Source organism: Pseudothauera nasutitermitis, from assembly GCF_004801295.1.
Lineage (GTDB): Bacteria > Pseudomonadota > Gammaproteobacteria > Burkholderiales > Rhodocyclaceae > Pseudothauera > Pseudothauera nasutitermitis.
In genome coordinates, this window is sequence record NZ_SSOC01000003.1 from 32,899 (window position 1) to 47,557 (window position 14,659).

At 67.8% G+C, this 14,659-nt stretch carries 17 protein-coding genes; 4 read left to right on the forward strand and 13 right to left on the reverse strand.

The window, feature by feature from the left end; genetic code table 11:
* The first annotated feature begins 22 nt into the window (after positions 1-22).
* From E6C76_RS07465 to E6C76_RS07475, 3 genes are all read left to right on the forward strand, one after another.
* The gene (locus tag E6C76_RS07465; RefSeq protein WP_211090153.1) at positions 23-925 is read left to right on the forward strand and encodes a LysR family transcriptional regulator; all 903 of its coding nucleotides are present in this window, start codon (positions 23-25) and stop codon (positions 923-925) included.
* Positions 926-1,005: 80 nt separating this feature from the next.
* Positions 1,006-1,257: a type II toxin-antitoxin system Phd/YefM family antitoxin gene (locus E6C76_RS07470; RefSeq protein WP_136347636.1), complete on the forward strand. Its 252-nt coding sequence runs from the start codon at positions 1,006-1,008 to the stop codon at positions 1,255-1,257.
* Positions 1,247-1,672, forward strand: coding sequence for a putative toxin-antitoxin system toxin component, PIN family (locus E6C76_RS07475; protein ID WP_136347637.1), 426 nt, complete (start codon positions 1,247-1,249; stop codon positions 1,670-1,672). Before E6C76_RS07470 ends, E6C76_RS07475 begins: the two co-directional genes overlap by 11 nt.
* A 282-nt stretch (positions 1,673-1,954) precedes the next feature.
* Here the strand turns inward: E6C76_RS07475 and E6C76_RS07480 are convergent, their stop codons facing one another.
* The 7 genes from E6C76_RS07480 to E6C76_RS07510 form a co-directional block, all read right to left on the reverse strand.
* Positions 1,955-2,839, reverse strand: coding sequence for a DUF3325 domain-containing protein (locus E6C76_RS07480; protein WP_168734281.1), 885 nt, complete (start codon positions 2,837-2,839; stop codon positions 1,955-1,957).
* A complete protein-coding gene (locus tag E6C76_RS07485; protein WP_211090154.1) occupies positions 2,836-3,153 on the reverse strand; it encodes an iron transporter in 318 nt (105 codons plus the stop codon). Before E6C76_RS07485 ends, E6C76_RS07480 begins: the two co-directional genes overlap by 4 nt.
* Before the next feature lie 2 nt (positions 3,154-3,155).
* Positions 3,156-3,923: a PepSY domain-containing protein gene (locus tag E6C76_RS07490; RefSeq protein WP_230976189.1), complete on the reverse strand. Its 768-nt coding sequence runs from the start codon at positions 3,921-3,923 to the stop codon at positions 3,156-3,158.
* Between the two features lie 31 nt (positions 3,924-3,954).
* A complete protein-coding gene (locus E6C76_RS07495) occupies positions 3,955-6,405 on the reverse strand; it encodes a TonB-dependent siderophore receptor (protein WP_136347640.1) in 2,451 nt (816 codons plus the stop codon).
* Between the two features lie 94 nt (positions 6,406-6,499).
* Positions 6,500-7,480, reverse strand: coding sequence for a FecR domain-containing protein (locus E6C76_RS07500; RefSeq protein ID WP_211090155.1), 981 nt, complete (start codon positions 7,478-7,480; stop codon positions 6,500-6,502).
* Position 7,481: 1 nt separating this feature from the next.
* A complete protein-coding gene (locus tag E6C76_RS07505; protein WP_136347641.1) occupies positions 7,482-7,979 on the reverse strand; it encodes a sigma-70 family RNA polymerase sigma factor in 498 nt (165 codons plus the stop codon).
* A gap of 211 nt (positions 7,980-8,190) precedes the next feature.
* Positions 8,191-8,442 carry a GlsB/YeaQ/YmgE family stress response membrane protein gene (locus tag E6C76_RS07510; protein WP_136347642.1) on the reverse strand — a complete coding sequence of 84 codons (252 nt, stop codon included), beginning with the start codon at positions 8,440-8,442 and terminating at the stop codon, positions 8,191-8,193.
* Between the two features lie 197 nt (positions 8,443-8,639).
* Between E6C76_RS07510 and E6C76_RS07515 the strand changes: the two genes are divergently transcribed.
* Positions 8,640-9,740 carry a zinc-binding metallopeptidase family protein gene (locus E6C76_RS07515; protein ID WP_136347643.1) on the forward strand — a complete coding sequence of 367 codons (1,101 nt, stop codon included), beginning with the start codon at positions 8,640-8,642 and terminating at the stop codon, positions 9,738-9,740.
* 61 nt (positions 9,741-9,801) lie between these two features.
* Here E6C76_RS07515 and E6C76_RS07520 read toward each other — a convergent pair whose 3' ends face one another.
* The 6 genes from E6C76_RS07520 to E6C76_RS07545 form a co-directional block, all read right to left on the reverse strand.
* Positions 9,802-10,221: a hypothetical protein gene (locus E6C76_RS07520; RefSeq protein WP_136347644.1), complete on the reverse strand. Its 420-nt coding sequence runs from the start codon at positions 10,219-10,221 to the stop codon at positions 9,802-9,804.
* A 199-nt stretch (positions 10,222-10,420) separates the two neighbouring features.
* Positions 10,421-10,612 carry a hypothetical protein gene (locus E6C76_RS07525; RefSeq protein ID WP_211090156.1) on the reverse strand — a complete coding sequence of 64 codons (192 nt, stop codon included), beginning with the start codon at positions 10,610-10,612 and terminating at the stop codon, positions 10,421-10,423.
* Positions 10,613-11,524 carry a 3-hydroxyisobutyrate dehydrogenase gene (mmsB, locus tag E6C76_RS07530; RefSeq protein WP_136347645.1) on the reverse strand — a complete coding sequence of 304 codons (912 nt, stop codon included), beginning with the start codon at positions 11,522-11,524 and terminating at the stop codon, positions 10,613-10,615.
* A gap of 28 nt (positions 11,525-11,552) precedes the next feature.
* Positions 11,553-12,713 (reverse strand): enoyl-CoA hydratase/isomerase family protein, encoded by a 1,161-nt coding sequence (locus E6C76_RS07535; RefSeq protein ID WP_230976190.1) that lies wholly within the window; start codon positions 12,711-12,713, stop codon positions 11,553-11,555.
* Positions 12,706-13,494: an enoyl-CoA hydratase gene (locus tag E6C76_RS07540; RefSeq protein WP_136347646.1), complete on the reverse strand. Its 789-nt coding sequence runs from the start codon at positions 13,492-13,494 to the stop codon at positions 12,706-12,708. Before E6C76_RS07540 ends, E6C76_RS07535 begins: the two co-directional genes overlap by 8 nt.
* A complete protein-coding gene (locus E6C76_RS07545) occupies positions 13,491-14,651 on the reverse strand; it encodes an acyl-CoA dehydrogenase family protein (RefSeq protein WP_136347647.1) in 1,161 nt (386 codons plus the stop codon). Before E6C76_RS07545 ends, E6C76_RS07540 begins: the two co-directional genes overlap by 4 nt.
* Positions 14,652-14,659: the final 8 nt, after the last annotated feature.

Sequence of the window (14,659 nt, forward strand, 5' to 3'; positions counted from 1 at the left end):
TTAACATGGCTCACGTAATCTCATGCCCATCCTGGAACGCGCCCACCTGGAAATCGTCCGCGCCGTCGATCAGTACGGCTCCCTGACCGCCGCCGCCGAAAAGCTGCACGTCACCCAGTCGGCGCTCAGCCACACCGTGCGCAAGCTGGAAGACCAACTCGGCACCGCCATCTGGCACCGCGAGGGGCGCAGCCTGCGGCCCACCCAGGCCGGCGAATACCTGCTGGCGGTGGCCCGGCGCCTGCTGCCGCAGCTCGCGCTGGCGGAAGAACGCCTGCGCCAGTTCGCCCAGGGCGAGCGCGGCGCGCTGCGCATCGGCATGGAATGCCACCCCTGCTACCAGTGGCTACTGAAAATCGTCTCGCCCTACCTGGCCGCGTGGCCGGCGGTGGACGTGGATGTGAAGCAGAAATTCCAGTTCGGCGGCATCGGCGCGCTGTTCGGCTATGAGATCGACCTGTTGGTCACGCCGGACCCGCTGCACAAGAACGGACTGGTGTTCGAGCCGGTGTTCGACTACGAGCAGGTGCTGGTGGTCGGCCGCCAGCATCCCTTGGGCAAGACCCGTCACGTGCGGCCGGAACAGTTGTCGGACGAAACGCTGATCACCTATCCGGTGAGCCTGGACCGGCTGGACATCTACACCCGCTTCCTCACCCCGGCAGGCATTGCGCCCAAGCGCCACAAGCCCATCGAGACCACCGACATCATGCTGCAGATGGTCGCCAGCGGCCGCGGCGTGGCCGCGCTGCCGCGCTGGCTGGTGGAGGAGAACGCGGAGCGCTTCGGCGTGCTGCCGGTCAAGCTGGGGGCGCAGGGCGTGGACAAGCAGATCTTCCTGGGCTACCGCGAGGCGGACGGCGATACCGATTACCTGCGCGCCTTCATCGGGATGGCGCGGGCGCATCGCGATACCACTAGGTGACGCGTTGCCGTCACCGCCTGCTCGTAGATCGAATCGAACGATTCGTCTAATATGAACGAAACAACGTGCCGGAGCCGACCATGCTGACCTTTACCGCCAACGAAGCCAAAACCCGCTTTGGGGAACTGCTTGACCGGGTACAGCGCGAACCCGTGCAGGTTGCCCGCCGCAACCGCGTGGTGGGCGTGATGGTCTCGCCGGAAGACTACGCCGCCATGCGCGCCTTCTATGCCGACCGCCTGCGCCGCACCCTGGAGCAGACCGCCGACGCAGCGGCGGCCCAAGGCCTGACCGAAGCGGAGCTGGAAAAACTGCTGGCCGATGAAAGCTAAGCGCGCGGTCGTCGACAGCAACGTATTGATCAGCGCTACCCTGTCGCCGGGCTCGTCTCCCGCACGCATCGTCTTCTGGCTACTGGAGCATGGTCGGCTACTGTTTTGCGAGGAAACCTTCGCAGAGCTCGAAACCCGTTTGTGGCGCCCCAAGTTCGACCGCTACCTGAGCCTGGAAAACCGCCTCCTGCTGCTGCACGACCTGAGCGCGGTGGGAGAGTGGATCAAATTGCCGCCGGAGGGCCTGCGTCCATTGAGCCGCGATGCGGATGACGACAAGTTCATCTGGCTGGCACAGGCCGGAGGCGCCGAGTGGCTGGTCAGTGGCGACCGCGATCTGCTGGACCTGGAGCCGCCCGAGGGCTTGCGCATCCTTTCGCCGGCCGATGCGCTCGCGTTGATCGAGGCATCATGAGCGTGCGGTGGCGAAAACTTGTTCCGGAATGGCGCCATTGCAGCACTCCGGGTCACTCCGACGGCTCTGACCGGCGGGCGCTCAGTCGGGCCAATGCCGCCTGCCTGATTGCTTCGCTGACCCACTGATTCAGGCTTTGGCCGTGCGCGGCGGATCGTTGGGTTAAACAAGTGACGGGCAAGGCCACTACGCTGCGGAAGAAGTTCCACCACAGCAATAGCGCCAGGCCGGCCAGAGCCAGCAGGCTGATGAGAGTCCGCCCCAGACGCCGCAATCCGGCCTTCACTGTCTGCCCTGCCGTTCAGTAAACCACGCTACGGTTGCCGGGGAGGCTTCGTCCATACGCCATGCCACCTGATGCACTGTGCCATCCCGCCCCACCACCGTGAGCCATAGTTCACTGTCTGCGGCGGTGTTGCTCGGCAACTGGACGAGGGCGCGGCGATCCCAGTGGCGGCCCTCGAAGAGCGTACCGGCGTTGCGCGTGCTGCGCGGTTTATGCACTTTCAGGTAGGCGGCACGAATTTCGGTATCGCAACCCTCGCAGAAACGCAGGTGCCAGGTCTTGATCGGGACACCCAGGGGCGCGAGCGTGGGCGGGCCCTGACGGTCTTCGGCCAAGCGGAACGGCCACGGCCCGGCCTGACCGTGCAGCACATCGGGGCGGGCAAGCGGTGCTTCAGGCGCGTGATACAGCGCCCACCCGAAGGCCAGCGGCAGAAGTGCCAGCGCCGCACCCAGCACCAACCGCCAAAAAACGTCCCGTTCCCCCTGCGGGAGAAGGGCGGCGGGAGAGGAGCGGCGGTCGTCGGATGCCCCCCTTTCCCTACCCATCTCCTGCGAAGGGAGAGGGCGCCGGGCCGGGGCTGGCTGGCCGCGCCCCGGCCAGTACGCAATCGCCAATACCACCGTCGTTGCCGCCACCGTCAGCCAGCCAAACCACAACACCGTGCCGAAGTGGCCAAACCAGCCCCAGATGCACACCCCCAAGGCCAGCATCAGAAGCGGCCAGCCCAGCAAGTGCAAAATGAATTTCTCCCGCCTCGTCGCTGTCCTGCTCAGCAGAACCTTGCCTTCGCGTTCGCTCGCCAGCGCCAGCAGCATGAACCCGCCCAGGCTCAGAGCCAGCACCAGCCAATGCCAGCCAACGGCCAGATTCGGCATCATGACCAGCCCCCTTTCAGTACGGCCCAGCACAGTGCGGATGCCACCCCGGTCCATGCCGCCAGCCATGCCCAGGCACGGGTGGCGCTGCGGGCATGGAACACCCACAGCAGGATCAGCAGGTAGATCAGAAAGCCTGGCTTGAGTGCTGAAACTCTCGCCATGGTTTCCGGCATCGGCATCAAAGCGGCGAGCAACAGCATGGTCAGGGCCGACGTCAGGGCGTAGCCGCCGAGTATCGCGGCCAGGGTGCGAGAGGCAACGCTGACGCGATGGCGCATCATCGTGCTCAAACGGGAATAGACAGGGATAGGCATGGTCACTGCCCCCCTGCCACGACCATGTTCGTCGCAACCGGCGTCGTATCGGCCTTGGCCCAGCGCCGTCCCAGCTTCCAGGCTATGGTCCCGAATATCGCTGCCAATCCGAACATCGCCAAGTCGAAGCCCGCCAGCGGCCAATCGCCAGCCGCAATCGTCACCCCCAGATGCCTATCGGTAGTCAGCGCGTTGACCACAGGCACCAGCCCGAAAGCCGCCGTTGCCAGCCACAGGGTTTCCACCCACGCGCGTTTCTCCGGGCGGAAGGCGGCATAGCAGAACAGCCAGCCCCAGACGAGGAACATCGCATGCAACTCCCACGCAGCGCGCTCGGCCATGGACACCGGCAGCAGGCGGTTGGCCCAGAAGTACGCGGCAACCGCCACCGGCAGGCCGGCCAGCACGGCTACGTTCAGGCACGCCATCAGCCGCATGCCGAAGTGTTCTGGAATGCTGTCCTTCGCGTGCCGCGCTCGGCGCTTGATCACCCACAACACCATGCCGGTCGCAATCATCACGCAGCCGAGCAAGCCGGAAACGAAATGCAGCCAGCGCAAGGGATAGTTGGCGTACCAAGCCTCATGCAGTGAAACCAGCGTGCGATACCAGGCCACGTCTGCACCACCCAGACCACGCACCGCGACCACGGGCAAGCGCTCGCCGGAGAAAACGCAAACCGCGGCTTCATGCGATTGCCTGTCGGGTTGATCGCAGCGGAAATGAAAACGCCGGCAGGATGAACTGACCGGCGTTTGTTCGGGCGTCACTCGGAAACCGCGTTCCTGATTGATTCTGCCATCAGTAGCTCGCATTCAGCGTCAGCAGCGCGCTGCGTGGCCTGCCATAAGCCTCGTTCGCGGCCCAGTACCAGTGGCCGGAGATGTGCGAGTAGTAAACCTTGTCGAAGACGTTGTTGATGTCGAGCTTGACATTGAGGTTTTGGGTCAGGCGGTAGGTAGCCGACAGATCCACGACGGCGCGGGCATCCTGTTGGTTGCGCACGATCTCGCCATAGGCGTTCTCCCAATCCCGGTACATCTTGCTCTGCCAGTTGATCCGCCCGCCCAGCGTCAGCCGGTTCAGCGCGCCCGGCAAGATGTATTGCGTGCTCAACTTGAACGAGGTGGTCGGATTCATGGTGACGAGCCGCTTGCCGACGTTGGCGGGGTTGGCATCCTTGCGGTAGCGCGTTTCGGACCAGGTGAGGCCGGCCCCGATCTGCCAGCTGGGCGTGAGGGCGCCTTGCAGTTCGATATCCACCCCCTCGGTGCGGACCAGACCGGCGGCAGCGTAGCAACCTTCGGCAACAGGGCAGCCTGTTTGGTCTGCCAGATAGATGGCCCGGTTGCTCTCGTCGATGCGGAACAGCGCGATGCTGCCGTTCAGCGCACCGTCCAGATATTCGCCCTTCACCCCGACTTCATAGTTCTTGCCAACCTTGGGCGACAGAACGCTGCCGCTCACGTTGCGCTCGTTCTGTGGCTGAAACACATCGGTATAGCTCACGTAGGCGGAGTGCTGGTCCGCGAACTTCCACGTCAACCCGGCATATTTCGTCAGGTGCGCGTTTTCCGACCAGGACATACGGCCGCTGTCAAAATGCTGTTCCCGGTCGTACCAGTCCAGCCGCGCGCCCAGCAGCAGGTCCAGCGTGTCGGTCATGTTGAAACGGCCGGCGGAGTACAGGCTGTCTTGCTTGTAGTGGTTCGAGTATTGGTACAGCCAGGGACTGGTGCTGCTGGTATCCGGCCGGGGCGCGGTATGGTTCCAGGTGGACAGATCGATGCCGCTGGTGATCGGGGCGTCCCAACCCTCCCACCACTCGGAAACACGACTATCCTGGCGGTTGACCGTGGCGCCGAATACCAGGTCGTGCTGGCGTCCAAACCAGGAGACGGGACCGGAGACGTTGAGATCGGCCGCCTTCTGTTTGCGCGCCGTCTGCGCTGCCCACCACACATGCCCATGGCCGCCGACATCAGGGGTGGGGATCAAAACGGTCGCCAACATGCCATAGCGACCATCCACGTAGGTGCCATTGAAGTCCAGCTTCCAGCCCCCGCCGAAGTCGTGCGCCAGGTTGGCGTAGAGCGTATCGGCCTGATTCTTGTTGTATTCCCAGTCCGCACCGACGAAGGTCGAGCGCGGCAGGTCGAGGTGGCGGAACCCATAGCTCGTCGGCATGCCGCCCCAGTTCAGGTTCTTGTTGGAATACAGGTGGGAATAGCCGATGTTGAGGGTGGTGCGCTCGGTCAGATCGACATCGATCGTGGCATAGCCCAGGCGTTTGTCGTTGAAGGCGAGGTCATAGAAATCGCTGGCGTCCTGGATATAGGCGACGGCGCGGCCGCGCACGCGACCATCCTCCGTCAAGGGGCCGCTGGCGTCGGCCATCAGCCGGTAGTCGTCCCAGCTGCCGGCGCTGACGGAACCCTTGAATTGCCGGGTGCTGGTGGGCCGCTTGCGGACCATGTTGACGGCAGCGGACGGGTTGCCGCCGCCCTGCATCAGTCCCGTTGCACCCCGCACCACCTCCACCCGGTCCTGCATGGCCAGGTTGCCGAGCGAGTCACCCGAATACCAATCGTATCGGGTGGCAATGCCGTCCTGCGTCACGCTTTCGATTTCGTAGCCACGCGATTGCAAAACCGGGCGGATGTCTTGGGACTGAAGCACGAGCCCCGGCGTTGCCCTGGCGATATCGGTTAGGTCGACCAGGTTGTCTGCCTCGATGCGGGCGCTGGTCAGCACCGTGACCGACTGCGGCGTCTCGCGCATGCTCAGCGGCAGGTGGGTGGCACTGGACATGCTGCGCGTGGTGAAAGAACCGGTGCCTTCGGTGGTGCCACTGCGCTCAGCAGCGGCGGTCACCGTTACCGGTGCCAGTGCGGTCTCTCCTGCCGCCGCCGGCAGTCTGTACAAAGTATAGCTTCCGTCGTTGCGTGCTTCCGCCGCCAGTCCCGTGCCTTGCAGCAGCCGGGCAAGGCCGCCGGCAAGGTCGTGGCTACCGCGCAGCCCGGGGCTGCGCAGGCCGGCGGTGAGGTTGGTGGAGAAGCCGAGCGTGATGCCGGCTTCGCGGCCGAAGCGGTTCAGGGCGGCTTCCAGCGGGCCGGCGGGGATGTCGTAGGTTCGCTGGACGGCGGCTTTGGCGGCACTGGCTGTTTCGGCGGCAAGCGCCGGCACAGCGATGCCGAGGTGGGCGACGGCCAGGGCCAGCAGGCTCAGGCGCGGCAGGTGGTGACGGGGCATGGTGTTTCCTCGGGTGGTGAAGGTGAAAAATGCGGCTTCACCTGGTTTGTCCGACGAGGAAAAAAAGTAGACCACCCCTTGTGCATCGCCCCGCTCAGGCGGCGGGATGCACCGTGACCCAGTAGCGCGTGAGGTAGTGGATGCGCACCGGCAGGCTGGCGCGCAGGACGTCGAGGATGCGGTCGGTGTCGTCCAGCCGGTAGGTGCCGGAAACGCGCCAGTCGGCGATTTCCGGCGCGCAGGCCAGCCGGCCGTGGCGATGCCGGCCGACTTCGGCGAGGAAGTCGGCGAACCGCATGTTGGCGGCGACCAGGATGTCCTCACGCCAGGCGACGGCGTTTTCGTCAGCGGCCTGCGGCGCTTCGTCGAGGCCCGGGGCGAAGCGCAGTTGTTCACCGGCCTGCAGGGTGACGCGCGGCGCCGTGTCGCCACCGTGCTGGACGGCGACGGCGCCTTCGAAGACGGCGAGGTGGCCGGCGTCCGGCAGGATGCGCACGGCAAAGCGGGTGCCGAGCGGGCGCAGCGCACCGTAGCGGGTGAGGACGATGAAGGGGCGTCTGGCCGGATCCTGCCCCGTGCGGATGAGGATTTCGCCGCGGTGCAGGGTCAGTTGCCGGGCCTGATCGTCGAAGTGGACGTCCAGCGCGCTGTCGCTGTTGATCGCCAGTTCGCTGCCGTCGGCCAGCTCCAATGTGCGGCGTTCGCCGACGCCGGTGCGCAGGTCGGCCAGCAGGCCGGTGCTGCGCCGGCCGTGGCCGCTATGCAGCCACAGGCCGCTGGTGGCACCGGCGGTGAGCAGCGCGATGAGCAGTTCGCGGCGCCGATGGCGGGGGCCGCCGAGCAACGCCTTGCGCACGGGCGGCGCGTTGTCGGCCACCGAGTGCAGGCGGGCGTTGACGCGCTGGATGTGTTCCCAGGCGCGGCGGTGGTCGGGGTGCTCGGCCAGCCAGCTTTCGAAAGCCCGGCGCGGCGCTTCGGCGTCTCCGGCCTCCTGTAGTTCGAACAGCCATTCCACGGCACGGCAGGCGATTTTCGGATCGAAGTCGGCCGGCGGCTGGGGCGTCGCAGCGGACATCTCAGCCGGCATCGAGGGCGAAGTAGCACAGGGTGCCGGCCCGGGTCAGGTAACGCTTGACGGTGGTCACCGAGACGCCGAGTTCCGCGGCGATCTGGGCCTGGTTGAGGCCGTCGAGCTGCGACAGCAGGAAGGCGCGGCGCACTTCGCCGGGCAGGGTGGACAGCAGGGCGTCGATCTCGATCAGCGTGGCCAGGATCACCTGGCGCTCCTCGGGCGAGGGGGCCAGCGCCTCGGGCCGCAGGGCCAGGGCTTCGAGATAGGCCTGTTCCAGGTACTCGCGCCGCCAGTGGTTGGACAGCAGACGCTGCGCGATGGTGGTCAGGAAGGCCCGTGGCTCCTGGATGGCGACCGGCTCTTCACGGGCAAGCAGGCGCAGCCAGGTGTCGTGCGCCAGATCGGCGGCGCGGTGGGTGCAGCCGAGCCGGCGGCGCAGCCAGGTGTGCAGCCATTTGTGATGATCGGTGTACAGCTCGTCGACGTTGGGGGCGGCAGGCACGGCATGCTCCGGGAAGCGGAAAGAAGCGCTGGCTACCGGGAGTTTCCCCTTGGCTGGCTATCGAGAACCGTTCTTATTTTCTTCCTGGAGCATGCCGCCGTCAATGCGGCTTCGCCGCGCGGCCGATGGCGGCAGGATTGCGCGGTTCCGCACAAGATGCACTACCCGCCGCTTCGAACCATCGCCCCACGGCGTGGCGCCACCGCCCCTGCTATTTCCGGATCGCCCGCACCAGCCAGACCAGGATGCACGCGCCAAGCACGCCGGCCACCAGGTAGCCCAGCCAGCCGCCGAAGGAAATGCCGAGGATGCCGAACAGGAAGCTCGCCACCGAGGCGCCGATGATGCCCAGTACGATGTTCAGCAGAATGCCGGTATTGGTCTTCATCAAGCCCGACGCAATCCAGCCCGCAAGCCCGCCGATGATGATAGCGGCCAGCCAGCCAATTCCCGCTTCGCTCATTTCTGTATCCTCCTGCGATTCATGGAAATACCCAGCGTCCCGGACCGGCGACGTGCGTTCCATTATGCGTACGCCCTGCGGGAATCGTCGGCATGCAATGGTAAAAAGTCGATTCACAGCGTGAACTCTGCATCGCCGCTGGCGAGAATCTTCCTCAACACTCACCCCATCACGCGGCATCCGCCGGGGAGTCCCAGATGAAACTGTTCCAGTGCCAGTGCTGCAAACAGGTGCTGTACTTCGAGAACACCGTCTGCCTGCGCTGCGGCCAGACTGTCGGCTATCTGCCGCAGGAAGACCGCATGGCCGCGGTGGAAGCGGATGGCCCGCGCTGGCGCGTGCTGCCCGCCAACGGCCATTACGCGCCGGATACCCGGCGCTGGCGCTTCTGCCGCAACTGGGAACTGAGCGCCTGCAACTGGATGGTGCCCGCCGGCGACGAGGGCTACGCGGAAGCTCCGGGCGCCGCTGAGTTCTGCCCGGCCTGCCGGCACAACCGCACCGTGCCCAACCTCGACGACCCACTGCATCGCGCACGCTGGCAGAAGATCGAGGCCGCCAAGCGCCGGCTCATCTACACCCTCACCCGCCTCGGCCTGCCGTGCCCCGTCACCGGCGACGGCCACCCGGAACCCCTGGTCTTCGACTTTCTGGCCGACGCGCCGGGCGGCACCGAACGGGTGATGACCGGCCATGCCGACGGCGTGGTGACCATCGCGCTCAACGAAGCCGACGATGCCGCACGCGAACAGGCGCGCACCGAGATGGGCGAGGCCTACCGCACCCTGCTCGGCCACTTCCGCCATGAAATCGGCCACTACTACTGGGATCTGCTGGTACGCGACGGCGGCGCCCTGGAGGGCTTCCGCGCCATGTTCGGCGACGAGCGCGCCGACTACGATGCCGCCCTCGACCGCCACTACCGCGAAGGTGCACCGGAAGGCTGGCAGGAAACCCACGTTTCGGCCTACGCCACCATGCACCCCTGGGAAGACTGGGCGGAGACCTGGGCGCACTACCTGCACATGGTCGACACATTGGAAACCGCCGCTGCGCTGGGCATTGAAGTCGGGCCCGAGGTGGATGCCGAAGGCGGCCTGTCCACGGACATCGATTTCGATCCCTACCGGATAGCGCGGGTGGAATGGCTGTTGTCCGCCTGGGTGCCGCTCACCGTGGCACTCAATACGCTGAACCGCTCGATGGGCGCGGCGGACCTGTATCCCTTCGCGCTGCCGGAAGCGGTGCGGCAAAAGCTCGCCTTCGTGCACGATCTGGTCAGTACGCGGTGGGGCTGAAGTACATCCCCCACCTTCGGGCATGCCCTGGATGGCGCGCGCCGGATATTGGATGCGCCGTTCAGGAAACGGAAGCGCGCTCCTCGTGATCCGGCGACCCGGACGGGTCCCGCGCCGCCGGCCGCCGCACAGTACCGCACATGCGCCGGAGCCGCGCAAGATCGCGGCGCGCCTGCGCTTGCAGCGCCTCGGAAGCCAGTTCCGGCGCGACGTGCTCCAGCAGCACAGCGGCCGCTTCGAGCAGTTCGAGGTGGCTCTTCCACGCACCGTTGCGCCCGTGCGGCAGGCGCAGCCGGGTGGCAAAGCGGGCAATCTCCTGCGCCAGTTCCAGCCCCGCCTCCGGCGTGGGCACGGCCGCTGGCGACAGTGCGCGGCAGAAACCCAGGACCAGCGGCGTCTGCCCCGCGCGGATGGCGGCCGCGAGCGCCTGGGGACATCCTGCGCGGCCACCCCGGCGAGCAGCCGCTCCAGCCACTCGCACGCCTGCTTCCTGCGCCCCATCTTCAGGCAGGTTTCCGCGACGATCAGCCACAGGCGGGGCGCGGCCACCCCGGCGGGGCCGCCCAGGGCGCGCCGGAACAATGTGTCGAGCCCGCCGGGGGTACCGGCGATCAGGGCCGCCTCCACGGTCCTGCCGAACGCTTCCGCATCGAAGCTGCCGCGCCGCCCCGGCATGATGCCTAGCAATAGGCCGGGAAGCGGGCGGTCAGCGCATGGCCCCTGGCGCGCACCGCGTCGATGACGGCCTCGTCGCGCGGATTGTCCAGCACGTCGGCGATCAGGTGGGCGGTGGCACGCGCTTCCTCGTCGCCGAAGCCGCGCGTGGTCATGGCCGGCGTGCCCAGCGAGCACGCCGGCGGGTGAACCGGCATCTACGGGCGCGGGCGCCCTTCCAGCGCGGTGATGACGCTGGAGAAATCCAGCCCGCCGTTGCCGGCCGCGCTGTGGGCGGCATACAGCGATTCCGCCAGGCCGCCCAGCGGCACCGGCGCGCGTTTGGCGATGGCCGCTTCCAGCGCGAGGCCGAGATCCTTCAGCATCAGGTCGGTGCCGAAGCCGCCACTGTAGCCGCGCGCGGCGGGCACGTTGTCCATCACGCCGGGCACCGGGTTGTACTTCTCCAGCACCCAGTTGGCGCCGGAACTCTTCTTCATGATGCCGGCGAGCACGGCGGGGTCCAGGCCCAGCGAGCGGCCCAGGTTGAGGGCCTCACTGGTGCCGATCATCAGGATGCCCAGCAGCATGTTGTTGCACAGCTTGGCGGATTGCCCCGCTCCCGCGCCGCCGGCATGGAAGATGTTCTGGCCCATGCGGTCGAGGATGGGTTCGGCGCGGGCGAGCGCGCTTTCGTCGCCGCCGACCATGAAGGTCAGCGTGCCCGCAGCGGCGCCGGCGGTGCCGCCCGAGACCGGGGCATCGAGCACCGCGAGGCTGCGCGCCTTGCCGGCTTCGGCGAGTTTTTGCGCGCTGGCGGGGGCGATGGTGCTGCAATCGATCACCAGCGTGCCCGCGGGCAGCGCGTCGAACAGGCCCGGCTCCCCGGCGCCACCCAGGTACAGGCTCTCCACGTGGCGGCTGGCCGGCAGCATGCTGATGACGACCTCGGCGCCCTCCACGGCCGCCAGCGCGGATTCGGCGATGCGGGCGCCGTGTTCGGCCACCCGCGCGCAGGCCGCGGCGTCCAGGTCGAAAGCCTGCACGGCGAAGCTGGCCCTGGCGAGGTTGATGGCCATCGGGCCGCCCATGTTGCCGAGGCCGATGAAGGCGATGCGTGTGGTGCTCATGTCTCCTCCTTTTGCGTTGTGTTTCGCGTCAGCCCAGGTCGGCCAGCGGATGCGGGCCGCCGTAGCGGGGCTTGAAATGATCTTCGACGGCTTCGTCGGGCACGGCGTCCAGCGTGGCGTACCGCCAGCGCGGCTGGTGGTCCTTGTCGATGAGCAGGGCGCGCACGCCTTCGGCGAAGTCGCCGTGGGCGGTGGCGGCCACCGAGACGTGGTATTCGGTGCGGAACACCTCGGCCAGCGACAGGTGCCGGGTGCGCTGCCACAGCGCCCACGACAGGTGCGCGGAACTGGGCGCGCCGCGCGCGAAGGTCTTGCCGGCGGCGGCGAGCCAGGGGTCGGCGTCCTCCGCGAGCGCGGTCAGGCGGGCGGCGATGTCGGCCAGGCCGTCGTGGCCGATCAGCGCCTCGATGCGGTCGAAGTGGGCGCGCAGCGGCGAATCGGGCACGGCGGCTGATTCACCCAGGCGATCAAGCAGCGCGCCCAGGCGGGCGTGGTTGGCCCGGCCGGGAACGTCCGGCGCATCCCAGCGCGTTTCGGCGATCAGCGCGGGCAGGCGCTCGCGCTCGGCATCGCCGATGACGAAATCCGCCAGCCCGGCGAAGCGCGCATCGGCGGCGTTGAGCGGCGCGCCGGTGAGCGCCAGGAACAGGCCGGTGCGCCCCGGCATGCGGCGCAGGAACCAGCTTCCGCCCACGTCCGGGTACAGGCCGATGGTGATCTCGGGCATCGCCATGCGCGTGGTGGGCGTGGCGACGCGGTGCGAGGAGCCGGCCATCAGGCCGATGCCGCCGCCCATGACGATGCCCTGGCCCCAGCACAGCACCGGCTTGGGGTAGGTGTGGATGCGATGGTCGAGGCGGTATTCGCGCTCGAAAAAGGCGGCGGCCTCGGGCGGTGCCTCGCCTTCCGGCATGGCCTTGATCGCATGGTAGAGCGCAGCCACGTCGCCGCCGGCGCAGAAGGCCTTTTCGCCCGCGCCGTCGAGCAGCACGCCGACGATGCCGGGGTCGGCGGCCCAGGCGTCGAGCTGCGGCGCGAGGCGGTCGATCATCGCCAGCGACAGGGCGTTGAGGCTCTTCGGCGCGTTCAGCGTGGCATGGCCGAAGCGCCGGCCGCAGGCGGTGGAGAATTCGCGCAGGATCACGCAGTCGTTCATCGCGCTGTTGTCCATCAATACGTCCTCAGGCATTGCGCCACATCGGCGTGCGTTTTTCGAGGAAGGCGGTGACCCCCTCGCGCTGGTCGGCGGTGTCGAACAGCTTCACGAACGCGGCGCGCTCGCTCGGTAGGGCTTCGCCCGGCGGCATATGGCGCGCGGCCTGGATCATGCGCTTGCAGGCGGCCACGCTGGTGGGGCTCTGGCGCTCCGCCGCCCGGGCCAGTTCCAGCGCGCGTGCCAGGGCCTCGCCCTTGCCGGTGACTTCTTCCACCAGGCGGATGCGCAGCGCGGTGGCCGCGTCCAGGCGTTCGCCGCACAGAATCAGGCGCTTGGCCCAGCCCTCGCCCACCATCCACGACAGCCACTGGGTGCCGCCGGCGCAGGGCAGCAGACCCACGGCAGCCTCGGGCAGCGCCAGCACGGCCTGTTCCTCGGCCACGCGGATGTCGCAGGCCAGTGCGCATTCCAGCCCGCCGCCCATGGCGTAGCCGTTGATCGCGGCGATGGACACGCCGCGGAAGGCGGCCAGGGTTTCGAAGGCGCGGCCGAAGTGGTGGGCCATGCCGGCGGCGATGGCCCGCTCACCGCTGGCGAAGAGCTTGAGGTCGGCGCCGGCGGAAAAGAATTTCTCGCCCTGGCCGGTCACCACCAGACTGTAGATTTCGCGGTCGGCATTGAGACCCTCCACCACTTCCACCAGCGCGGCCAGGCTGTCCTGCGTCCAGGTGTTGGCCGGCGGGTTGGCCAGCGTGAGGATGGCGGTGTGGCCGCGCTTCTCGAGTTCGAGGCCGGGGTAGGTGTGTTTTTTCATTGGAGGATCTCCGTGGTGGGGTGCGCGAGCATGCGGCGGGCGATGATGACGCGCATGATTTCGTTGGTGCCTTCGAGGATCTGGTGCACCCGCGCGTCGCGCAGGTAGCGTTCCAGCGGGTATTCGCGGATGTAGCCGTAGCCGCCGTGGATCTGCAGGGCCTCGTTGCAGATGGTGAAGCCCAGATCGGTGGCCAGGCGCTTGGCCATCGCGCAGTACAGCGTGGCGTCGCGGGCGCCGGCGTCGAGCCGGCTGGCGGCCAGGCGCACCATCTGGCGCGCGGCCACCAGTTCGGTCGCCATGTCGGCAAGCTTGAACTGGAGCGCCTGGAAGTCCGCCAGCGGACGGCCGAACTGGCGGCGCTCGTGCACGTAGGCCAGCGCGGCGTTCAATGCGCCCTGGGCCGCGCCCACCGAGCAGGTGGCGATGTTGATGCGCCCGCCGTCCAGCCCCTGCATGGCGATGGCGAAGCCTTCGCCTTCCCCGCCCAGCAGGTGGGCGGCCGGCACGCGCACGCCGTCGAAGGTGATGCCGCGCGTGGGCTGGCTGTTCCAGCCCATCTTGTGCTCCTTCTTGCCGTACTCGATGCCGGGGCTGTCGGCGGCGACGAGGAAGGCGGAGATGCCCTTCGGCCCGGCCTCGCCGGTGCGCGCCATGACCACCAGCGCATCGGTGGCGCCGGCGCCGGAGATGAAAGCCTTGGCGCCGTCGAGCACGTAGTGGTCGCCTTCCCGGCGGGCGCGGGTGGCGAGCGCGGCGGCATCCGAGCCGGCGCCCGGCTCGGTGAGGCAGTAGGAGGCCAGCCGTTCGCCGGAGGCCAGCCGCGGCCCCCATTCGGCAGCCACCGCCGGCCGGGCGAAGCGCGTCACCATCCAGGCCGCCATGTTGTGGATGGTCAGGTAGGCGGTGGTGGACGGGCAGGCCGCGGCCAGTTCCTCGAACACGATGCTCGCGTCCAGGCGCGGCAGGCCCAGGCCGCCGTATTCCTCCAGCGCATACAGGCCGCAGAAGCCCAGTTCGCCGGCGCGGCGCAGCGCATCCAGTGGAAACTCGGCCTCGGCATCCCAGCGCGCCGCGTGGGGCGCGAATTCGCGCTGGGCGAATTCGCGCGCGGTGTCACGGAAGGCGCGCTGGTCTTCGGAGAGTTCGAAGTCCATGGCGTTTC